Origin of the sequence: Hyunsoonleella ulvae (assembly GCF_016827605.1) — a bacterium.
Taxonomy (GTDB): Bacteria; Bacteroidota; Bacteroidia; order Flavobacteriales; family Flavobacteriaceae; genus Jejuia; species Jejuia ulvae.
The window spans coordinates 1,115,551-1,138,732 of record NZ_JAEPJQ010000001.1; the positions used below are offsets into that span (position 1 = coordinate 1,115,551).

Below are 23,182 nucleotides of genomic sequence, written 5' to 3' on the forward strand. Positions count from 1 at the left end.
TGGGCAAGTTGCCATTTCAAAAAAAAATGGCAAACAGGCTTTCACTACTCGCTCTCTGCGAGGAGCTCAAACATACCGTTCAATCCTTCTCGCGAGAGTTTCTAATAATTATTATATATTTCGAAAAAAAGTAATGCAAGACTACATCGCTTTTGCACATAAAAAAAACATTGTTCTATTAGATAAAGGGAAATGCCAATTTTGCGGTGCAAACACCAAACACGGTATTCACGAGTGTTTAGAAATCTTTAATTTAGATATTGGAATAGATGTTTCTAAACTTCAAAATCATATTTTCAAATTTTTGATTGTTGACGCGCATGCGTTACAACACCCTGAAATCCATGGTAGATGGAGCAATCATTTTCATTTAACTCGATTACATCTAATATTTAAATATGATATCAATTGGACGTACAAAATGTCTCCAAAACTTAGCAATCAGCTTAACATCTACAAATCAAAAAAACAATATGAAGTATTAATCCCTCCTGAAACTATGCAACGTGGTTTAATAACTTCAACAGACATATTAGAAAAGCCAAAAAGTCCATCTGAAACTAAAGAATGGATAAAAAAGTGGGCATGGAGTACCTATGACTCTTGGGATGCAAATCATAAGGTAGTTGATGTTATAGCGCATCAATTTCTAAATAACTCCCTCTGATTTTTTTGTGCACTATCAGGCTTTAGTTAATTAAAATGCAGTTGTTCCATAGTTTTTTTCTTAATAGCATCCTTATGTATCGTAATACTAATCGCCTTTAAGCGCATATAGCTTTCACTAAAATACATATAACCGCCATTGGCATTTCTGGAGGCATCGGTGCCCCAACTGTTTTTTACTTTGTAATATTTAGTGCCGTTTTGGTCTTTTAAAACACCTGTGATGTGCATTAAATGGTCATCGGTAGTGGTGTAGTTTTCAAATTCGTCTTGTCGGTATGCTTGGGTAATTTGCTTTTCAGGGTAAATAGCTTCTAAAGCTTTTTTGTTGTTTTCTGGATTTTCAGGAATAACAGCAACACCGTATTCTGATGAAAATGTACGCTCGCTAACGTCGCAGTCTAATTCTACTGTAAATCCGTTTTCCAAAGCATTATCAATAGTAGTCATCATTTCATCTAAAGGCACATTATAAAAACTACCATTACTCCAGTTGTCTGGAATATTCAAAATAAACTTTGAATAAAATGGTGCATGGGTAAAAGACGTAATGCTCACATAATCATTAGGGTTTAGCTTTGTCATTTCTAAAAACGATTGTGGTGTATAGGTTTTCCCTTCATACTCAAAAGACTTAGGGTTTTTTCCCATGTAAACCGATAAAACTGCATCCACAGCGCCTTTCCACTTCTTACTCAATGTTCTACCTGGATTATCCACATAGGTTTCCACCATACTGCGCAAAACTGCCGACAGTTCTGCATGGTTATGGTTAACTTCGTTAAATAACAAACCACTGTAAGCCGAATTTGGTACCAAACCATACGCTGCAACAGAATTCATCACATCGTGTGCTAATCCGCCCTCACTAAATTGTGCTTTCCCTTGACGCATTACAAAGTTTTCGGCCTTCTTGGGATAGGTGTTGCGTACAGTGTACATCTCAGATAAATCAATTTGCTTACCTGTAAGCCTAATAATTTCAGATTCTAAAAAAGAAGTGCTGGAAAAACTCCAACACGTACCAGTATTACCTTGACTAATAACAGGTGTAGCATCTAAATCGATTACTTCAGTGAATTTATAAGCCTCTTGAGCTTGAATAAAGCTTAATGAAAATGTGGCTATCAAGAAAAAAAATAGGCGTTTTAACATAGCTAATCTATTTATGTATTATTTAAAGCGTTTTTCTCCGTCGTTTATTTCAATCCAATATCCATCAGGATCTTGAATATATATTTGTTTAACCTTATCGGGTCTTACTGATACTGAACCTTTATTCCCAGGCCAATCATAGTATGTAATTTCTAATGTTTCTAAATGTTTGATAAATAAAGATAAATCTGCAGTAGTTAATGCTAAATGTACGCCTTTAGGTATTTGCAATTTTAATGTTTCTACAGCAATAACGTGTAGTTCTTGTTGGTCTCCCAATCGAAACCATCTAATATGTTTCTTTTCTGTACCATTGTAGATTTCTTTTATGCCAAAGACAGATTGATAATAGTCAACGCTACGTTGCAAATCTGAAACATTAATAGCGTAATGGTCTACAGAAAATCGCATCGTGTTTTCTTGCGCTTGTACACTGTAATAACATGTAAGACTTATAAGTAAAATGAAAGTATAAAAGTGGCGCATGAGTTCTGATTTTTTAGTATATAGTTACACGACTAAATGTACTAAAGATATTTGTAAATCAGCTCTTAAAATTTCTGGGCTTTGTTTACATCAAATCTATTCTGTAAACTGATAGTCCGCAAACTTTTCAAGTACCTCATCAAAAGTAGCAAATACATCTTCAGAGTGGTCGCTAGTTACCATTTTCATACGGTAATCTTTAAAATGTGGAATCCCTTTAAAGTAATTGGTATAGTGACGACGCGTTTCAAAAACACCTAATTTTTCGCCTTTCCAATCTATGGACATTTGTAAATGCCTACGCGCTGCTTCTACACGTTCTTCTAAGGAAATAGGCACTAAATGCTCTCCTGTCTTAAAAAAGTGCTTTACTTGTTTAAAAAACCAAGGGTTCCCAATACTAGCACGTCCAATCATGGCACCATCTAATCCGTAACTATCACGCATTTCAGCAGCTTTTTCAGGCGTATCTACATCGCCATTTCCAAATACAGGAATGTGCATTCTAGGGTTGTTTTTAACCGCTGCAATGGGTTTCCAATCCGCATTACCTTTGTACATCTGCGCTCGTGTGCGCCCGTGAATGGCAATAGATTTTATACCTACATCTTGTAATCGTTCTGCAACCTCAACTATTTTAATAGAATCATGGTCCCAACCTAAACGTGTTTTTACCGTAACTGGTAAATTAGTACGCTTTACCATTTCCGCAGTGAGCTTTTCCATTAAGCACACATCTTTTAAAATACCTGCACCCGCACCTTTACTCACAACTTTTTTTACAGGACATCCAAAGTTAATATCGATGATATCTGGCTTAGATTGCTCCACGATATCAATGGTTTGGAGCATGCTATCCATATTGGCTCCGAAAATTTGAATCCCTACTGGTCTTTCCTTTTCATAAATATCCAGCTTCATTACGCTTTTGGCAGCATTTCTAATCAAACCCTCGCTAGACACAAACTCAGTATACACTACATCAGCACCTTGCTCTTTACACAAGGCACGAAACGGTGGATCGCTTACGTCTTCCATAGGCGCTAAAAGCAAAGGAAATTCGCCCAATTCTATGCTGTCTATTTTTACCAAAGGTTCAATTTTTCAACAAAATTACTGCTTTTCTCTATATTTATAAAAATTTCAGCTGTTGCAAATTCCTTTTGAGCCCGAAGTTTTAGGCTATAACATAAACATCCACTTGATTTTAGAATATCTCGCCTTCTTTTTGGCATTTAGATATTATGTGATATTACGCCAAAAAAGTAAAGACCATATTTCATCAAACAATCGCTTATCTATAATTCTTGGGGCTGCTTTGGGAGCGTTGATTGGTTCTCGTGTAGTTGGTATTTTAGAAAACCCTGTGTTTGAATGGTCGCAACAAAACATCATTCAGTTGTTGAATACAAAAACCATTATGGGTGGTTTGTTTGGAGGGCTTTTAGGTGTAGAACTCGCCAAAAAATATATTGGTGAAACCCAATCGTCCGGCGATTTGTTTGTGTTTCCTATTATTCTTGGAATTTTTATTGGGCGTATTGGCTGTTTTTTATCGGGTATTAATGAATTTACTTATGGAAAGGTAACCGATTTTTTTATGGGAATGGATTTGGGTGATGGCCTATTACGACACCCAACTTCTTTGTATGAATTGGTGTTTCTAGTCATACTTTTTTTTAGTTTGAAATGGCTCCAAAAATATCGTGAATTACCAAATGGCGACCTCTTTAAATGGTTTATGATACTCTACTTTGGATTTAGATTTTGTATTGAATTTTTAAAACCGAATGTGTTTTATGTTTTTGGATTGAGTACGATTCAAATTTTATGTGTAGTTTGTTTACTTTACTACAGAAACACAATAGTTAAAGTAATTAAAAATTGAATGTGGTATGCTATGATTGTTTCTTGACTTTGTCAGAAAAAAACGATAACTTCGTTTAACGTCGGATATAAGTCATTAAAACCAGGTATATCCGTGAGCCATTGCTAGTAATAGTAAAGAAACAATCCCCTGAATATTAAAACTGAAAAATAATAAAGATTCCACCCTACGGTTGTAATTTAAAACCGCTCTTTTCGACTTTTCTTATTTATATAGTACCAGAGTAAAGCTTAAATAATGAATTTTAAAGCCTTAGTATCTTTTTACAATACATGAAATATAACCTAACTACTCTATTTTCACTATTATTAAGCACAATAGCATTATCTCAAGAAACCACAGGAAGTCTTCAAGGCAACTTAAAAGACAGTCAAAATAACCCTGTTTCTTTTGCCAATATCGTTTTAACAGATACAGAAACCAATTTTAATTATGGTGCGATATCACAAGAAAATGGTTTTTACAGACTTAACAATATACAACCAGGGAATTCATATAAAATCGTTATTTCATTTTTGGGTTACAAAACCATTGAGCAAACTAATATTACCATTAACTTGGGTACTGCTACTATAAAGGATTTTGTTTTACTGGAAGAGAATACATCATTACAAGAAGTTGTTTTAACTGCAGAATCCACGCCTAAGAAAAGCGGAAATGAAACTTTACTTAACCGTAAAACCATCAAAGCAACGCCTACCATTAATAGAAGTATCCAAGATTTGACAAAAAATCTTCCTGAAAACAACCTGAATTCTTTTGGTGGTGCGAGTAACCGATTTAACAACCTAAATATTGACGGTATAGCCAATAACGATATCATAGGCTTTCAGGAACCAGCAAGCGGTGCATCGGGTTCCTCTGCAAACGGAACGCCAGGGAGTTTATCCCGAAGTCAACCTATTGGACTTGGAGCCGTTAAACAAGTGAGCGTAAAACTATCACCATTTGATGTTAGTATTGGTAATTTTAATGGCGCAAGCATTAATTTGGTGACCAAAAATGGAACGAATACAACCAAAGCTGAAATTTATGGCTACGGTAACAATCAAAATTTGATAGGTAGTTTTGCTGGTGGTGCTCAACAGAATGTAGAATCATTTTTTGATGTACAATTTGGCGGTGGTATTGGTGGTGCTATTGTAAAAGATAAATTGTTTTATTATGTTAATTTTGAACAAGCATTATCTAACTTTCCTGTGCTTAATGCACCTGGTAGCAGTACATCTAACATTACTATTGAAGATGTTACAGCAATACGAGACAGATTATTAAATGAGTATAACTATGACCCTGGCGCTTTTAAAAGTGCAGACCTACAAACCGCAAGTACAAAATTATTTACTCGATTGGACTATAACCTTTCCGATGTACATAAAATAACACTTCGTAATAATTATGTGAATAGTTTTACAGATAATTTGGAATGGAATAGTACGTTCTTCAATTTTGGAAATCAGGGATACCGCCATAATAGCGTTGCAAACAGTCTTGCCGTTGAATTAAAATCAAATTTCAAGTCCGGAAGCACCAATAAACTTTCTGTAGGATATAATACAGTACAAGAAAATCGTGATTTTGAGGGGCGTGTATTCCCTCATATTCAAATTGCTACATCTTCGGCAGCTCGCATTTTTGCAGGAACCTATAGAGAGGCCTCTGTGTACAACACCGATTTCTCTACTTTACAGATTGCAGACACTTATACTTTTGATTATGGGCAACACCATTTTACCGCTGGTGTGTTTGGTCAATTACACGATGTAGATTACGGATTTCTTTCTGCTTGGAACGGTCGTTGGGAATATCGCTCAGTTGATGATTTTTTAAATGATAGACCAGCACGAATACGAGGAGTTTACAATATCAATAATAATAGTTTTGAATTTATAAATAGTCGACCTTCGGCCACTATTGGGGTATTGGAAGCTGCTGCTTTTTTTCAGGACAACTTTCGCGTAAGCGAAAAGCTCGAAGTAACCGCAGGTATTCGGTTAGATGCTCAATATTTAACACAACGATTGCCTGTGAGCGAAGCAGTGCAAAATACCCCAGAATTTTCAAGATTTGACAACACCATATCCAAAGCACCACAATTCAATCCAAGATTTGGCTTCAATTACAAAATAGATGAAGATGGAAAGTTTACCATAAGAGGTGGTACAGGACTTTTCTCAGGTAGAATTCCTTATTTATGGTTCGCTTACGCGGAATATATTTCGGGTACCGAATATTTTAATATTGATTTAAGGCCAGACGAAGCCGTACCATTAACCGAAAATCTGGAAGACTTAAGAAGCCTACAACCTAATTTAGCGGAAATAAATCTTTTAGACCCTGACTTTAGTCTTCCAAGAGATTGGAAAACAAATATTGCATTTAAAGCCAAATTACCAAATCAATGGACAATAGATATAGAAGGGACTTATACCGAAGTCGTAAATGGATTACTCTTTCAATCTATTAATAGACAAAACAACGTTGGTAATTTTAGCGGCGCAGATAATCGTCCATACTTTTTAGAAACAGGAGATGCTATAAAGATAAATCCTAACTTCACAAATGTATTTTTACTTACCAATACAGATAAAGGCTTTAGATATAACCTTACTTTTGGTATTAGTAAACAGGCAGGTGATTACAGCGGATATTTGGGTTACACCTATGGAGTGAGTAAAGATATATCCAGTACCGTGCGCAGTTCGCCAGCGGCAAATTTTGAATGGAATCAAGCTTTAATTGCCAATGACCCATCGTTATCCTTTTCAAATTTTGACCTAAGACATAAATTTGTAAGTAGCCATTCCTATAATTTTGATATTGGGAAAAAAAGTACTGGATTTATCTCTTTTCTATACAACGGGCGAGCAGGTAGTCCTTTTTCCTATGTTTATAGAGGTGACTTAAATCGTGATGGGTCTTCAAGAAACGATATTATTTATGTTCCAAGAGATGCCTCTGAAATTAATTTAGTTGATATCACAGATGCCTCTGGAAATGTAACTGTAAGTGCCACCGAACAATGGCAACGATTAAATAACTTTATTGAAAGAGACCCATATTTAAGAGAGCGAAGAGGACAGGTTGCAGAACGCAATGGCGCCAGAACACCTTGGAACCACGAACTAGATATGAAATTAGAATATGGACTGAGTTTAAAAAATGGCGATGCCATATCCTTATCTGTGGATATGCTTAACGTTTTTAATTTTATTAATAAAGATTGGGGGCGTTTAGTGTTTGTTCCTAATGTGGTTAATTCCAGTTTCAGCCTATTGGATTTTAGAGGTATTGAAAACAATGAACCCCAGTTTCAATTCAATATTCCAGAAGGAACAGAACCTTATGTGACAGATTTATTTAATTCTCGTTGGAGAGCACAGTTAGGGATAAAATATAGTTTTTAAAAAGTTCGAAAAACTACTACTTGCAACAATGTAAAAAATAATAGCGGTTTAATCGCTTAAACAATTTGGGTGATGGCCTATTACGACACCCAACTTCTTTGTATAAATTGGTGTTTTTAATTCTGCTTTTTTTTAGTTTAAAATGGCTCCAAAAAATACCGCGCATTACCCAATGGCGACCTGTTTAAATGGTTTATGATGCTCTACTTCGGATTTCGATTTTGTATTGAATTTTTAAAACCGAATGTGTTTTTTGTGTTTGGATTGAGTATGATTCCAATTTTATGCGTAGTTTGTTGGGTGTATTATTTAAAAGCCTCTCCTAACCTCCCTAATAGGGGAGGAACTGAAATGGAGTGAGATATTTTCAGAACATAAAAGCCTAAATTATATTAGACATGGAGTAATTCGAAAGAATAGTTATAATCTATTAAAGATTTGTTTTTTTCATTCTCAATCCATGCTTTTTCTTCGTGACTTATCTCCATAATTTTTGTTGCATTAAAGCCTTTGAATTTTTCGGAAACCGAGTTTAATGATTCTAGTTCATCTACTGTGAACAGTTCTGAATTAAAATCTTTATTTTTTGATTTATAAAAACATTTCCCCCAATAACCATTACCGTAATCTTCAATATTCATAAAGATATATCCTTTTGTGGCTGCATAATCAAAAATACCACTATACCTAAAAGGAACAGGTCCGTAATTATGGGCCCTATAATTTGCTCCACTTATTGAGTAAGCTGTTCTTTTGTAATTATAAAAATCAGAGTAAAACAACAACTTATTCATAGTAGTTTCTGTAGGATTTAACTTTTGGGCAAAAAACATAATCATATGTACCATTTTTTCCATATTTGGCTTTCTATATCCAGAAAAATTATCTGGCAATCTATCTTCAAATAAAATACCTACATATTTATTATCGTCTTTATTTTCCCTGTAATTATCAATAACAATTTTAATCTTTTTAAGAATTTTTGATTTTTCATTACTGCTCAAATCGTTGTTTAAATCAACCAATAATTTAAAATTCTGTATACTATTTGAAATTGTCTTGATTAAGTTAGCGTTTGCCAAACTTGGAACTTCTCCTTTTTCATAGTTTCTATAACTATTGATACCAAAACCTAATATTCTGGACATCATTCCAGCCGATAAGCCATAAGTATCCCTTAGTTTAATTATTTCATCAGGAAACGGGATATTATGTTTATCTCTATATTGATTATAAACTTGATTCAAATTGAACTCATCTAATTCGGTTGTTGTAAATGACTCCCCACTATCTTCACAATAATAACTCTTGTGGTGATACTCAAATTCTTCCTTTCGAAAAACCAAAATACTTTTTTCAATTTGTAAGGTCATTTCCTTACCTGTGAATGGACTTTTCATAATCGTTTATTTTATTAGTTTTTAATCCTTAAAAGGGAATTTCATTGGAAACTCAGCCTTATGAAAAGAAATGCAAATTGCGACACCTGAAATTCTAGAAATAGTTAACTTAATGTATACTTGTTGGCCTTTGATTATTTTACCAAAAACCCACATTTCTGTTCCTCCTTGTTGAGTTTCCTCTAAAGGGCCTTCACTATAATCTTCAAACTCTAAATTGAAAATTATTTCTTCACGCATTTTGGCTGTAATACTTAAATCTGCAAGATTCTGAATGCTATTCTTGGGGCGATTGGAGAAGATGACACCCCATACTTTAATTATTTGTTTCAGTTCTTGTAAAAAAGATTTTACAACTGATCTGTCTACCATAATTAATGCGTTGATTTCTTTGCAAATATAGAAAACCATCTTTAAAAATCAACTTTAAAATTTATTTTTAAACACTTTATTAACAATATTTAAACTTTAAAGTTGATTTTATAAATGTAAAATCCTACATATAACAACTATTAAACCAACTCTCAAAAAAGTCCCATTAAAACGATAAAACCTTACCTTAGCAAACACACCCGCGTTAGGGATTGAGGCATTTGTTGAAGCTCCTCGACGCAGGAGAGAGCGACTGCCGAAAGCCCGACCCGAGGATGAATGTTTAATGTTTCGGACGGATGTGACATCGAGGGTAACGCCCTAATAAAAATTAAACTATGCCAACAAGAAAATATACGTATTACGATTTTACCTTGAGCTTGTGCCCTGAGTGTTTACAGCGTGTGGATGCGAAAATTGTGTTTGAAAATGGGAAGGTGTATATGCTGAAGCGTTGCGCAGAGCACGGGAATTCTAAGGTGTTGATCGCGGACGATATTGACTATTACAAAAACATACGGAACTACAATAAACCGAGTGAAACGCCATATACCTTTAACACAAAAACACATTATGGGTGCCCCTATGATTGTGGGTTGTGTCCAGATCATGAGCAGCACTCGTGCCTTACGGTGGTTGAGGTAACAGACCGTTGCAATTTAACTTGCCCTACTTGCTATGCGGGCTCTTCGCCAACCTATGGTAGGCATCGTACTTTAGAAGAAGTTAAAGAGATGTTAGACACCATTGTACGTAACGAAAAAGAACCTGATGTGGTACAAATTTCAGGCGGAGAACCGACGATTCATCCGCAGTTTTGGGACATTTTGGATTATGCAAAATCGTTACCTATTCGGCATTTAATGCTAAATACCAACGGGATACAAATTGCTAAGGATTTTGAGTTTGCAAAACGCCTAAAAACCTATGCGCCCGATTTTGAAATCTATTTGCAGTTTGACTCTTTTGAGAATTCGGTATTGCAAGAATTACGTGGTGCCGATTTATGGGATATTCGCGCTCAGGCTTTAGAGCATTTAAATTCACTGAATTTATCGACTACCTTGGTTGTAACACTTCAAAAAGGCTTGAACGACCATGAGATTGGAAAAATTATTGACTTTGCATTGCAACAAAAATGCGTGCGAGGGGTAACCTTTCAGCCAACTCAAATTGCAGGGCGCTTGGATAATTTTAATCCTGAAACCGATAGAATGACGCTTACCGAAGTACGCCGAAATATCATGGAGCAGACCGATATTTTTACTTCGGACGATTTATTGCCCGTGCCTTGTAATCCAGATGCTTTGGTGATGGGGTACGCCTTAAAATTGGATGGCGAGGTATTTCCGCTAACCCGATACATTAACCCTAACGATTTACTGGACAACAGCAAAAACACCATTATTTACGAACAGGATGAACAACTGCATGGAAAAATGATTGAGGTGTTTAGCACAGGGAATTCTGTAGAGGTTGCCGAGGAAAACCTAAAAAGTATTATGTGTTGTTTACCAAATATTGATGCGCCAAATCTGGGTTACGACAATTTATTTCGTATTATTATCATGCAATTTATTGATGCTTATAACTTTGATGTGCGTGCCATAAAAAAATCTTGTGTTCATATTGTGGATAAGGACAATAAGATTATTCCGTTTGAAACCATGAACTTATTATATCGGGATGATAAACGGGAGCGTTTGGAGGAACTAAAAAACCAATTATAATGGGAAATGATTTAGGATATTTAGTTGCAATAATTCTAGCCATATTTTTTTCTTTTGGCTTACCACTAGTACTTATAAGTATTGGATTCTGCTTACGAAACAAAAACACTAAACAATCAAAAACCTTCTACGTTATTGGAATTGTTTATCTTTTGATCAGTTTAGGTGTATGCGGAAGTATGATGATTTAAAAGTTTGAATATGATATCTCTTCTAAGCCCAAATATGGATTTTACAGGTTTGTTCATTATCATTTTATTGATCATGTTCGGTCCATCAATTTTGTTAACTATTATCGGATTTAGCATCCGCAGTAAAAACAAAAAAGCAGCCAAAGTACTGTTTATTATTGCTGTAGTTTACCTGATTATCAGTTTAGGTATTTGTGGAGCGATGATGGCCGGATTTTAAAATCCAAAGTCCGTAAAACCCTAATATCAATTCGCCCGCGGTTCCAAAAACGTAGGCGAAAGTGGGTGTGCCGTCAAGAACTAAACTCAACAATCTTCCAAAACCTAACCCCAGCATAAAAATCATATTGCTAACCAAAGCTAGTTTTAAAAAATTGGTTTTAAAAACACCTAAAACCCATAGTATTGAAAAACCCAAATACAAGCCCATAATGGCTTTAAAGGCATTTTGCTCGTCAATAGTATTAAGTTGGATATTGAACTCTGAACTTGGACTAAAACCATACAAAAACGCTACAGGAACCACTATAATTACTGAAATTACGAGGTGGATTTTGTTGATGAAATTTGTTTTGCTTAATCCCATAGAACTATGCGTTTTACATCAAAAATAATGAAGATTTTTTTGAGTAATATTTCAACGAGATTCACAGCGAAAAAACAGCTATATTTGCACCCTACATTTTAGGGTAAGATTACTTTATGAAGCAGATTAGAAATTTTTGCATTATTGCACATATTGATCATGGTAAGAGTACCCTTGCAGACCGTTTGTTAGACTACACAGGTTCGGTAACCGCAAGGGAAAAACAAGACCAATTATTAGATAATATGGATTTGGAGCGTGAACGTGGTATTACCATTAAAAGTCACGCCATACAAATGGATTATGAATATAAAGGCCAAAAATATGTTCTAAACTTGATTGATACTCCTGGACATGTGGATTTCTCGTATGAAGTTTCCCGTTCCATAGCTGCATGTGAAGGTGCGCTTTTAATTGTAGATGCTGCTCAAAGTATACAGGCGCAAACCATTTCTAATTTATATCTGGCTTTAGAAAATGATTTGGAGATTATTCCTGTACTAAATAAAGTAGATTTACCAAGTGCAAATCCTGAAGAAGTTACCGATGATATTGTAGATTTACTAGGTTGCGATCCTGAAGAGGTAATTCACGCTAGTGGAAAAACAGGCTTTGGTGTTGATAATATTTTAGCAGCCATTATTGAGCGTGTTCCTGCTCCTGAAGGTGACCCCAATGCACCATTACAAGCCTTAATTTTTGATTCAGTTTACAATACGTTTAGAGGGATTGAAACTTACTTTAGAGTATTTAACGGGGAGATTAAAAAAGGACAACATATAAAATTCGTAGCTACTGATAAGGACTATTATGCAGATGAAATTGGGACTTTAAAACTAAACCAAGTTGCAAAACAAACCGTAAAAGCAGGCGATGTTGGTTACCTAATTACAGGTATAAAAACAGCTAAAGAGGTAAAAGTAGGAGATACTATTACCGATTTTGCAAAACCCACACAGAATGTTGTTGAAGGGTTTGAGGATGTAAAACCGATGGTATTTGCTGGTATTTACCCTGTGGACACTGAGGATTATGAAGACCTACGTGCTTCTATGGAAAAACTACAATTAAATGATGCTTCCTTGGTATTTCAACCAGAAAGCTCAGCAGCATTAGGTTTTGGTTTCCGCTGTGGATTTCTTGGGATGTTACACATGGAAATTATTCAAGAGCGTTTAGAACGTGAGTTTGATATGACGGTTATAACTACCGTACCCAACGTATCTTACCATGCCTATACCAATAAAGAACCAGACGACATCATCATTGTAAATAACCCATCAGATTTACCAGAACCTTCCACCTTAAATCGTGTGGAAGAACCATATATAAAAGCTACCATCATTACAAAATCAGATTTTGTGGGTAATGTCATGTCGTTATGTATTGAAAAACGTGGTATTATCACAAATCAAACCTATTTAACTACTGAGCGTGTTGAATTAATTTTTGAAATGCCTTTGGCTGAAATTGTTTTTGATTTTTATGATAGATTAAAAACTGTTTCTAAAGGTTATGCGTCTTTCGATTATCACCCGATAGGTATGAAACAATCTAAATTAGTGCGTTTAGATATTTTATTAAATGCACAACCTGTTGATGCGCTTTCGGCTCTAATTCATGCTGAAAATGCGCAGACCATTGGTAAAAAAATGTGCGAGAAGTTAAAAGAGTTAATACCTCGTCAGCAATTTGATATTCCTATTCAAGCAGCCATTGGTGCTAAAATTATATCTCGTGAAACGGTAAAAGCACTTCGTAAAGATGTAACTGCTAAATGTTACGGTGGTGATATTTCACGTAAACGTAAACTTTTAGAGAAACAGAAAAAAGGTAAAAAACGTATGCGACAAGTAGGTAATGTAGAAATACCTCAGCAAGCGTTTATGGCGGTATTGAAGTTGAATGATTAATCTTTTTTGTATCTTTCTTCATGTAGATTGCTTACATGGAAAGCCAGCCAAAAAAAATCCTAATCTGCGAAGACCATCAAATTGTTATTGATGGGCTACTTTCTATATTTAAAAATCAACCTGACTATCATGTAATAGGCTTTATAAATGATGGTAATACAGTAATTTCTGCCATTGAAAAATATGTACCTGATGCTATTCTGTTAGATCTTAACCTTCCCAATAAAAATGGGGTTGATATTTTAAAAGACGTAAAACTAATACACCCAAAAATTAAGGTAATTATACTTACTATGTATAATACCGAAAGTATTATTAAAAAAGTAAAACAACTAAATGCCAATGGGTTTTTACTTAAAAATTGCTCTTCTGAAGATTTATTGAATGCATTGGACGCCGTTTTTGAAAATCATACCTTTTACAAAGGTAAAGGTGTAAAAAATGAGGTAACAGAGACAGATGGGTTTCTTCAAAAAATTAATATTACAAGAAGGGAAAAAGAAATAATAGCCGAACTGATGGAAGGGCTTAACGTTCCAGAAATTGCTGAAAAGCTCTTTATTAGTTCCCATACCGTTGAAACGCACAAGAAGAATATTTTCAAGAAACTAAACATTCATAATTCCATTGACCTTGTAAAACTCGTAAATGAGAAAAAGTTATTATCATAACTGTATTGCTCTTTTTTTTATTTTAGGTTTAAGCTTTTGCTTGAATTTGAAAGCGCAGGTAGATACTTTGTTCATTGACTCTAGCTTTTCTTCAATTAACCTTAAACCTTTCTCAAAAATTAACAAAAATAGCCTTGAGACAAATGATGAGAGAGATTACTATTACTTCAGCTTTAACAACATCTTTAACACTATTGATTTTACTTTAAAAAATGAGCTAAGCTCCCCTAAAACCATCTTTCTACAACTTACTTATGTATATATACAAGAAATTGTACTCTGCAAATATGAACACAATACTCTTGTTCCCAAAGCAACCACAGGGATTAACTATAAAATAGATACAAAACCTATTGAACATAGGCTATTTACATTGCCCATTAAATTAAACCCAAAGGAAACAGCCTCCTATCAACTCAAATTAAAAAAAGAAAAAGGTAAACCTTTAGCTACTTCGGTATATTTAAAAAGTGAACAAACATTTGCAAAAGACAACACTATTCAGCAGATTATTATTGGCGCTTATTTTGGGGTTAGCCTCCTTTCTGTTATTTTTAGTTTATTTATTTTTTCTTTTTTAAGAAAGAGTACTTACTTAATCTATGCCGCCTATATTATTTTCTTAGGCTTATTTATTAGTGCATATATTGGTGTGTTTTCTCAAATTTTTCTCAACGAAAATACTACCGTAAACAAATACACCAATTATGTAGTTTTTAGTGAAATTTCATTAATTCTTTTTGCGCTATTCTCTCAAAAAATACTTGAAGCTAAAACTTATACACCCAAACTTAAAAAAACTATTGAAGTCCTCTTAGGCATCGTTATTATTATAAGATTAGCTATACATTTTGTATTTACACATGTTTTTGAGAATGCTGTTACCTTGTTTATGAAGATATGGTATGCATTTTTTATATTTTTAATTTGCATCATTATAGTGCAAATAGTCATCTACTACAAAAAAAACAATAAGCGTACATCTCTTTTTGCTTTGGCTTATATTTTTATGATTTTGGGAACAATGGCCAGTATTTTGTACCATAGTTATGGCATAGTAAATACTTATTTTTACGATTTACCGCTTTTATTTTATACTTCGTTTTTAGAAATTTTATTATTGACTTTTACCGTAGTATTTATGGTTAAGGACATCTATGACGAACGTAATACACTCTCAGAAAAAATAGTGTTGCAAGAAAAAGAAAACCTAACGGCATTTATAAAAGGCGAAGATCAAGAACGCAAACGTATAGGTAAAGAACTTCATGACAATATAGGTAGTCAATTAAGTTATTTAAAACGGTTTGTTTCAGATACATTTAAGGATGAAAAAGTTACCGAAACCATTGATACCATATGTAACGACGTTAGAAATTTATCTCATGAAATTTCTCCTTCAGATTTAACAATGGTTGGATTTAAAGATAGTGTAGAAGATTTAGCAAAAACACTATCTAGCCAAACGTCACTAAAGATAAATTTTAATAGTTATCAATTCCCCAAAACATTAGATGATAGTATTGTAACGCCTTTATATAGAGTAATTCAAGAAGCATTTAATAACATCATAAAACACGCTAATGCAACACAGGTAGATGTACAACTTATGGGGCTTGAAGATGGATTTACCATTTCAATTGAAGATGACGGTAATGGGTTTGATGTTTTAAACACTAAAAATGGACTTGGCATTAAAAATATGCAATCTAGGGTTCATCAGATAGGGGGTACATTCGCTTTAGATAGTATTCCAAATAAAGGAACATCTGTTCTTATTTCAATACCAAAATAATTTAAAATCTACCAGAATTCTGGTATTGTATTCTACCCCTTAATTGGTCTACTTTTAAAATATCTTTTTAAACGCTTATATCTCAAAAAGAATAATGCTATTAATCGATGTTCTCGTAACCAACCACCGAGATGTATGTTTTAAATTGATTAGGCACATATCTTGTGTTTAGAGGTTTCAGCTTTAGGCTGAAACCTCTTTTGTTTAAAAGCATAGCCTGAAAATCTACCTGAACTCTGGTATTGTGCTCTAACAGCCTTTCAAGGTAATTTTACCCATAATCAATTTAAAACAATTCATTATGAAAGCAAAACACACTTTAACCCTGCTCGCGTGTATTACCTATTTTGTTGGCTTTTCACAGCAAAACACAAATTATAGGTACACTAAAAACCAAGAGGCAGCAGCAAACTTAATTAGTGCATTCAATACCATGCATAAAACACAGAATATAGTTAACTGGAAAGACACAAAACCTTGTAAAGTAAAAGACTTAATGGGTAAAGTCCCCACCTCAATTATAGCCATAGATACCAGTAATATTGCTTTTGCCATAAATGGCATATACAGCACCATACAACCTCCTATTACTTCAGAAACTTTTGACAAAGGTATGTTTAACACCTTAGAAGATAAAGCGCTAAACGCCATTAATAATAGTAAAAACTTCGCCGATTTCGTACATGGTTTTACAGGCAAAGATATAGGAGGCATTAAAGGGGAACGTACATCAAGTAGCGGTATGGTTTACAAGGATATCGATGAAATAAGATCCTATTATAAATCCTTGAAAAAATTCTTAGATGGTTTAGAGTTTACACCCAAACATGATAATGATTTGAATGGCAATTGCAGAACAGAAGCTACTTCTGACGTAAAAATTATAAAATTTAACTACCCAAAAATCACATGGAAAATTAGCACCTACGTAACGGTAAATTGTATTTGTAACAATGGTTTAGACCCTACAGAAGTAAAAAGCGGCAGTTATGAATATACAGGAACCCTAAACGGTATTTTTACACACGCAAAAATGACGTTTGACCAACCTAAGGATTCTAAAATTACCATTCATTCACTGGAATGTTGTGCCATAAAAGAAGAACCTATTTCATCTGAACCATTAACAGATAGTATTGATGATTTAATGCCAGAACAATATATAGGTGGAGGCGTAGGTATTGGTGCCCAACAAGATTTTGAAGAAATATCATACTGCGTATCTGCTGAATATTTAAAAAAATTAACCTATGGTAGCGATGAGAATGCCTGGTATGTTGGTGCTGAAGTGGGTTATTCTGGTTGGTCATTTAACGATTCTAAATCTAATAGAATTAAAATCGGGCCCAAACTGCAATATCATACTGCAGTTACTCCGAGCAAACAAACCCAACTCGTAGTAGGTCTAATGGGTAACTATAATTTTGGAACAAACGACAATGGTTTTTCCAAAGACGATGTTACAGGAATAGTAGGCTGTGCTTATGGTGGAGTAAACATCAGGGTATGCGAAAATTGGTCTTTGTTCGGTCAGTTTCCAGTTTTCATTTACGAAAGTACCACGTTTAAATCAGAAGCTGGAGGCGAGTTTAAAACTGACGGAACAAGCTTGCTGCTCAACAAAGATAATCCACTTAAATTAGGTGTGAGATATAAGTTTTAGTTTAATTTTTGTTCCTAAGCAAAAAGGCTTCTCAAAAACAGAGAAGCCTTTTATCTTATATAATTTCGTTAAATCTACCTGAACTCTGGTATTGTGCTCCGATGGTACTTAAGTTAGTTTTATTCCATCAATTTAAAACTACATGTTATGATTACTAAATTATTTTTAGGAACCTTTCTATTTCTTTGTTTTCAAATAAACGCACAAAATAATAACTGGTACCAATATGCAAGACCACTATCTATAAACCAAATGGTAAAAGGGCCTAACGGAAATTATCACTATGCTACTAATATTGGTTACCAAAAGCTCGACAATAACTTTAATACTATTGAAGTAAAGAATTTAACCACACAAAAAACTGCAATTGGAAACTGTTTTTCTATTGCTGTAAATCCGAATAATGGAAATAGTTTTGCTTTAGGTGAAAATGATCGCGTTATTATTTTTACCAATGGCGTAGAAACTAATCAAGTTAGTGTAAATGCTGTAAACCCCTTTACAGGACCCAATCTATATTACAATAACAATAATGTGTTATATATTTTTAATGAAAATGATTCTAACAATGAGTCTTATTCAATTTTTGAAAACGGTACACTTACTGAAGTGGCTACTCCCGGTATAAGACCCAAGGATATGATAGAAAACAACGCAGGTACAAAACTTTTTATTGCAGATACAAATAATGGACTATGGGAATATACAAAAGCGACTGATACATGGGTAAATTATACAAAGGATAACTCTAACCTATTAAGTAATTTTATAAATGATTTGTTTGTTGATACTAATGACAACCTTCTTGTAGGCTCATACGAAGGCATCAATAAAATAGAGCCTAATGGTACTATTACATCATGTACACCACCTAGCTTTTCTCCTGTTTTTGAGCTTGATGTCCATCCCAATTCAGGAGAAATTGTAGCAAGAACTTCACAACCAAATAGTGCCAATACTTTTGGATTCTATACCGTAAACTTTAACACCTGCACATGGCAAAATTTTACAAATGATGGCAACAGCTGTATACAAGAGAATATGTTTAAAACGGTTCAGTTTTCATCCACACCTTCCGATGGTAAAATTGTAGCAAGCGGTGCACAGTTATCTGCTGAGAATACATATGTTTTTGATCCTTCAAACCCAACGAACTCTTGTGACTATATTGATTTTAACTATATGGGAGCACCTCTGCGAGTGGATATAAACTATGTAACAGATATGAATGTACGTAAAACATCAGATGGTAAATATGATATTGGTGCTTGTAATGGAAGCGATACACTGTTCTATTTTTCTATAACACCAGAAACATTTGATGGAACTTTCTCTCCTGCTACATCAGTAACATTACCACAACCAGCATTCTCAATATTAAGTGATAATGGTTTTTTTATTGTTGATTCAAATGAAAGCTTCTCATTTATTGATGAGAATGATAATAACACCTCTTTTAGTCATAACTTATCAAATCATTTAGTTATTAGTTCCAAAAAAACAGCTTTGGAGGATTCAGATGATGGCATCATTAATATCCTTACCAAGGCCTTTGATGCTGCTTTTAATTATCGTGTGTATAAAACGCAGTGCGATACTAATACTGGAAACTGCTCTGTCTTAGAAGAAATTTTTACCAACGATAGAGATCTTACTAAAAATATAATTTTTGGCGCAAATGAAGACCCTGCAACAAACAAAATAGATGTAGTTGCAGTAAAAACAGATGCCTCTGGAGCATTAAAACGAACTAGTGAAAGTTGGGAATCTAACCAACCAGCCGTAAGTAACTGGGATAGAATACATGATGTCTTTCCCCGTTTTGATCCTGTAGTTTTTAGTTTTGTTTTAGATGATTTAATAAATATTGCTTCATTTTTTGCACCACCCCAAGAAGATGTTGTAAACCTAGTTGAAGATGCTAATGATGGCAATACCAAAACTACAAGTATAACAACAGATACTAATAACGATAATACCAACGAAGATGTAAAGGTAGTAACAGAATTGATCCTTACAGATGATGAGGCAACAAAATTTATTGGAGCAATTCTAATAGGTTTAGAACAATTTAGTACTTCTTCAGCACTTACTTTTTACGGTAAATATGTTTATCTTAAAAATATTGATCCAGTAACAAAAAACTTATTACCAGAAGAAAGAGATATAACAGATGTGTCTTGGGTCACGAAAGACCAACCTAAAGATTTAATCATCAAAAAAGCTAAAGCTATACAATATGATGCCAATCATGCTTTAATGGTTTTCCTTACCAACTATGGAATCTTGTTAAAAACTGATTTAAACATATCAAACTTAACTCTAAATGTAAATGACGTTTCATTTAACGAAAAACATATTACTATTTATCCTAATCCATCAAAAGGGCTTGTTTCATTTTCAGATAAAACAGTACAAAAAATAAGTGTTTATGACACAAACGGAAGACAAATTTTAGAATCTGGAAGCAACTCAATCTCAATAAAAAACATATCAAAAGGTATATATATAGTTAAGGGAACAACATCAGAAAATGTAACTATTACAAGAAAATTGATAAAAAATTAAAAGAAGCTATTAATCAATGTTTTTCAAGCAACCATTCAAGATGTATGTTTTAAATTGATGAAATATCTAATCTTGATAAAGAGAGGTTTCAATTTTTATTGAGACCTCTTTGTTTTTTAATACCTACTATCATCCATTTCCATTTAAAATCTACCTGAACTCTGGTATTGCTTCTAAATACAGTTTCAAGCTAATTTTAGCCATAATCAATTTAAAACCATTCATTATGAAAACCAAACACCCTAATTTCGTTTGTATTGTATTGCTTTTACTGTTTACCAGCACTATGTTTTCGCAAGAAAACATTTTTAAAGCAATTCTAGACAATACACAGGATACATTCGCTATTGCATCTTATGAAGAAACAAATTTAGAAACCCAATCCGATGAACTATTTGGCATTACAGATGAGTTTAGAGACTCCTATGCCATAGAAGACCAAAAACCAGAAGAGGTCGTTGCTATTTTTGCTAGAACTTTATTAGCTCTTGGTGCTGGCTTTGGGTTTGGAAGCGATGACACACTATGGTGTCTTCATGCAGCTTATTATCTAAGGGCAGCAATGTTTGCGAATTCAGCACTGTATGTTTCCTTAGGTGCATTATATAGTGGACTAAGTGGAAATACCTTTAATAGGTCTTTAATAGAAGTACAATTTAGGGCACTTATGTTTACACCTATTACCCGTTACAAACAAGTTAACTTTATGTATGGGCTTATGCTTGCCTATGCCTTTGGGGCTGATAAATTTGATAATGGCAAAACCGACTTTACACGATTAACCCTAGCTTTAGTTGTAGGTTTCCAAATTATTTTAACCACCCAACTTTCATTAATGCTACAAACCAACATGTTGGCACATGTAAGAAATACGTTTAAGCCAGAAGGCGGAGGGGAATTTAAAGATAATAGTACTTGGGGACTAATTAATAAGAATAATATTTTCGGAATTTCTCTGGTATGGGCATTGGCCAATAGAAGGTAAATTTCAACTAAAAATAACATAAAAGGCTATGCTTTGTTTAAACAAAGAGTAGCCTTTTTATTTTATTCATTTTTTTTGAATAAACTCTTAAAATTCTTCAACGGTATTTAGCATTACCTTAAAATTTTTATTGATATTTTCTTGTTATTGGCAAAACACTCTTTTTTCGGCAAAAATTTTTAGCCTCAAAAATGTTAATAATTTATTTTGTAAATTACCTCTCTAGCTTTGTCTGTTATTAGATAAATGGCTAAAAACCGCAAAAATACTATATTTTTAATCGTTTGGAATATTGAGTTTTAATTTAAAAAAACAAAAAATGTTATTAACAATTTCGCATTTTTAGAGATGCAGTTTATTATATCCCAAATGATTACAAGGTTCTAAAATCGATTTAATAATTTTTAAAATAATAACCTTAATATAAAGTAGGGTGTTTATAAAATTCCGTTTTTTTGAAGTAAATTTTTACTAAAAATTGACAATTATCTCTATATGAAAGCACTTTTTTACACCAGAGAATTCCCGCCTTATGTTTATGGCGGAGCAGGAGTACATGTTGAATATTTAGCCGATGAGCTATCAAAACTAATGGATTTGGATGTAAGGTGTTTTGGTGATCAAGATTCCAAAAATGATAATTTAAATGTAAAAGGTTATCCTTTTGAAGATGGTGTTTTTAAAGATGCTGATGACAAATTAAAATCTGTTTTTAAAACATTAACAACTGGTTTGCATATGAATGCAGACGCGGTAGATGCCGATGTTGTGCATTGCCACACATGGTATGCCCACTTTGCAGGTATTGTTTCAAAATTATGCTATGGTACTCCTTTAGTAATAACCACTCATTCTCTAGAACCTTTGCGTCCTTGGAAACGAGAGCAATTGGGTAGAGGTTACGATGCTTCTTCTTGGGTAGAAAAAACAGCTATAGAAATGGCAGATGCCTTAATAGCCGTTTCTGAAGAAACCAAAGAAGATGTGATAAAACATTTTAATGTTGATGAAGATAAGGTTAAGGTAATTTACAATGGCATAAACTTACAACAGTATGTACAAACACCCGAAACCTCAACTTTAGATGAATATGGTATAGACAAAACAAAACCTTATGTGCTTTTTGTGGGTAGAATTACACGCCAAAAAGGAATCATTCATCTGGTAAACGCCATTAAATACATAGACAAAGACACACAGGTTGTATTATGTGCCGGTGCTCCCGATACGAAAGAAATAGGCAAGGAAATGGAAGATGCCGTTAATGAAGTTAAAAAAACACGAAACAATGTAATTTGGATTGATAAGATGGTAACCAAACCAGAAATTATTCAGTTATATTCACATGCCGATGTGTTTTGCTGTCCATCAATTTACGAACCTTTTGGCATTATAAATATAGAAGCCATGGCCTGTAATACAGCTGTGGTAGCAAGTGCTGTGGGGGGTATTAAAGAAGTTGTTGTTGATGGCGAAACAGGTATTTTAATTCCTTTAGAACAACAAACAGAGGCACCTTTTGAGCCTATAGACCCTGATAAATTTGCTAGAGATTTGGCAAATGGCGTTAATAAAGTAATTAACGATAAAGACCTAAGGGAGTCCATGGCGTTAAAAGGAAGAAAGCGCGTAGAAGACTATTTCGACTGGGTATCTATAGCAAAACAAACATCTGATTTGTATAAATCACTACTATAAAAAATTCA

The 23,182-nt window shown here is 33.9% G+C and carries 18 protein-coding genes; 12 read left to right on the forward strand and 6 right to left on the reverse strand.

Going from position 1 to position 23,182, the window contains the following annotated elements; all coding sequences use genetic code 11:
• Nucleotides 1–133: 133 nt before the first annotated feature.
• Entirely contained in the window at nucleotides 134–667 is a 534-nt protein-coding gene (locus JS605_RS05035) for a DUF5946 family protein (RefSeq protein ID WP_203256561.1), read from the forward strand.
• A 26-nt stretch (nucleotides 668–693) separates the two neighbouring features.
• Here JS605_RS05035 and JS605_RS05040 read toward each other — a convergent pair whose 3' ends face one another.
• From JS605_RS05040 to dusB, 3 genes are all read right to left on the reverse strand, one after another.
• Nucleotides 694–1,821 carry a C1 family peptidase gene (locus JS605_RS05040; protein ID WP_203256562.1) on the reverse strand — a complete coding sequence of 376 codons (1,128 nt, stop codon included), beginning with the start codon at nucleotides 1,819–1,821 and terminating at the stop codon, nucleotides 694–696.
• Between the two features lie 18 nt (nucleotides 1,822–1,839).
• Entirely contained in the window at nucleotides 1,840–2,307 is a 468-nt protein-coding gene (locus JS605_RS05045) for a VOC family protein (protein WP_203256563.1), read from the reverse strand.
• A 96-nt stretch (nucleotides 2,308–2,403) separates the two neighbouring features.
• Nucleotides 2,404–3,399 (reverse strand): tRNA dihydrouridine synthase DusB, encoded by a 996-nt coding sequence (dusB, locus tag JS605_RS05050; RefSeq protein WP_203256564.1) that lies wholly within the window; start codon nucleotides 3,397–3,399, stop codon nucleotides 2,404–2,406.
• Nucleotides 3,400–3,457: 58 nt separating this feature from the next.
• Between dusB and JS605_RS05055 the strand changes: the two genes are divergently transcribed.
• The 3 genes from JS605_RS05055 to JS605_RS17495 all read left to right on the forward strand — a co-directional run bounded on the left by JS605_RS05055 (nucleotide 3,458) and on the right by JS605_RS17495 (nucleotide 7,962).
• Nucleotides 3,458–4,195, forward strand: coding sequence for a prolipoprotein diacylglyceryl transferase (locus JS605_RS05055; RefSeq protein WP_203256565.1), 738 nt, complete (start codon nucleotides 3,458–3,460; stop codon nucleotides 4,193–4,195).
• Nucleotides 4,196–4,467: 272 nt separating this feature from the next.
• Nucleotides 4,468–7,602 (forward strand): TonB-dependent receptor, encoded by a 3,135-nt coding sequence (locus JS605_RS05060; protein ID WP_203256566.1) that lies wholly within the window; start codon nucleotides 4,468–4,470, stop codon nucleotides 7,600–7,602.
• A 198-nt stretch (nucleotides 7,603–7,800) separates the two neighbouring features.
• The gene (locus JS605_RS17495; RefSeq protein WP_239000277.1) at nucleotides 7,801–7,962 is read left to right on the forward strand and encodes a prolipoprotein diacylglyceryl transferase; all 162 of its coding nucleotides are present in this window, start codon (nucleotides 7,801–7,803) and stop codon (nucleotides 7,960–7,962) included.
• 32 nt (nucleotides 7,963–7,994) lie between these two features.
• Here JS605_RS17495 and JS605_RS05070 read toward each other — a convergent pair whose 3' ends face one another.
• Both JS605_RS05070 and JS605_RS05075 read right to left on the reverse strand, forming a co-directional pair.
• Complete coding sequence (locus JS605_RS05070) at nucleotides 7,995–9,002, reverse strand: type II toxin-antitoxin system antitoxin SocA domain-containing protein (protein ID WP_203256567.1); 1,008 nt, start codon at nucleotides 9,000–9,002, stop codon at nucleotides 7,995–7,997.
• Nucleotides 9,003–9,023: 21 nt separating this feature from the next.
• Nucleotides 9,024–9,374, reverse strand: a complete 351-nt coding sequence (locus JS605_RS05075; RefSeq protein ID WP_203256568.1) for a type II toxin-antitoxin system MqsR family toxin — start codon at nucleotides 9,372–9,374, stop codon at nucleotides 9,024–9,026.
• A 338-nt stretch (nucleotides 9,375–9,712) separates the two neighbouring features.
• On the opposite strand from JS605_RS05075, the gene JS605_RS05080 reads away from it, so the two are divergent.
• Nucleotides 9,713–11,104, forward strand: coding sequence for a radical SAM protein (locus JS605_RS05080; protein WP_203256569.1), 1,392 nt, complete (start codon nucleotides 9,713–9,715; stop codon nucleotides 11,102–11,104).
• A 375-nt stretch (nucleotides 11,105–11,479) separates the two neighbouring features.
• On the opposite strand, the gene JS605_RS05085 is transcribed toward JS605_RS05080, so the two are convergent.
• The gene (locus JS605_RS05085; RefSeq protein ID WP_203256570.1) at nucleotides 11,480–11,881 is read right to left on the reverse strand and encodes a DUF4345 domain-containing protein; all 402 of its coding nucleotides are present in this window, start codon (nucleotides 11,879–11,881) and stop codon (nucleotides 11,480–11,482) included.
• Between the two features lie 116 nt (nucleotides 11,882–11,997).
• Between JS605_RS05085 and lepA the strand changes: the two genes are divergently transcribed.
• The 7 genes from lepA to glgA all read left to right on the forward strand — a co-directional run bounded on the left by lepA (nucleotide 11,998) and on the right by glgA (nucleotide 23,174).
• Nucleotides 11,998–13,794, forward strand: coding sequence for a translation elongation factor 4 (gene lepA, locus JS605_RS05090; RefSeq protein WP_203256571.1), 1,797 nt, complete (start codon nucleotides 11,998–12,000; stop codon nucleotides 13,792–13,794).
• A gap of 35 nt (nucleotides 13,795–13,829) precedes the next feature.
• Nucleotides 13,830–14,465, forward strand: a complete 636-nt coding sequence (locus tag JS605_RS05095; RefSeq protein WP_203256572.1) for a response regulator — start codon at nucleotides 13,830–13,832, stop codon at nucleotides 14,463–14,465.
• 40 nt (nucleotides 14,466–14,505) lie between these two features.
• Nucleotides 14,506–16,260 carry a sensor histidine kinase gene (locus JS605_RS05100; RefSeq protein WP_203256573.1) on the forward strand — a complete coding sequence of 585 codons (1,755 nt, stop codon included), beginning with the start codon at nucleotides 14,506–14,508 and terminating at the stop codon, nucleotides 16,258–16,260.
• Nucleotides 16,261–16,561: 301 nt separating this feature from the next.
• Nucleotides 16,562–17,923: a hypothetical protein gene (locus JS605_RS05105; RefSeq protein ID WP_203256574.1), complete on the forward strand. Its 1,362-nt coding sequence runs from the start codon at nucleotides 16,562–16,564 to the stop codon at nucleotides 17,921–17,923.
• A gap of 147 nt (nucleotides 17,924–18,070) precedes the next feature.
• Nucleotides 18,071–20,491: a T9SS type A sorting domain-containing protein gene (locus tag JS605_RS05110; RefSeq protein ID WP_203256575.1), complete on the forward strand. Its 2,421-nt coding sequence runs from the start codon at nucleotides 18,071–18,073 to the stop codon at nucleotides 20,489–20,491.
• A gap of 226 nt (nucleotides 20,492–20,717) precedes the next feature.
• Nucleotides 20,718–21,476: a hypothetical protein gene (locus tag JS605_RS05115; RefSeq protein ID WP_203256576.1), complete on the forward strand. Its 759-nt coding sequence runs from the start codon at nucleotides 20,718–20,720 to the stop codon at nucleotides 21,474–21,476.
• Between the two features lie 495 nt (nucleotides 21,477–21,971).
• Nucleotides 21,972–23,174 (forward strand): glycogen synthase, encoded by a 1,203-nt coding sequence (gene glgA, locus JS605_RS05120; RefSeq protein ID WP_203256577.1) that lies wholly within the window; start codon nucleotides 21,972–21,974, stop codon nucleotides 23,172–23,174.
• Nucleotides 23,175–23,182 lie beyond the last annotated feature (8 nt).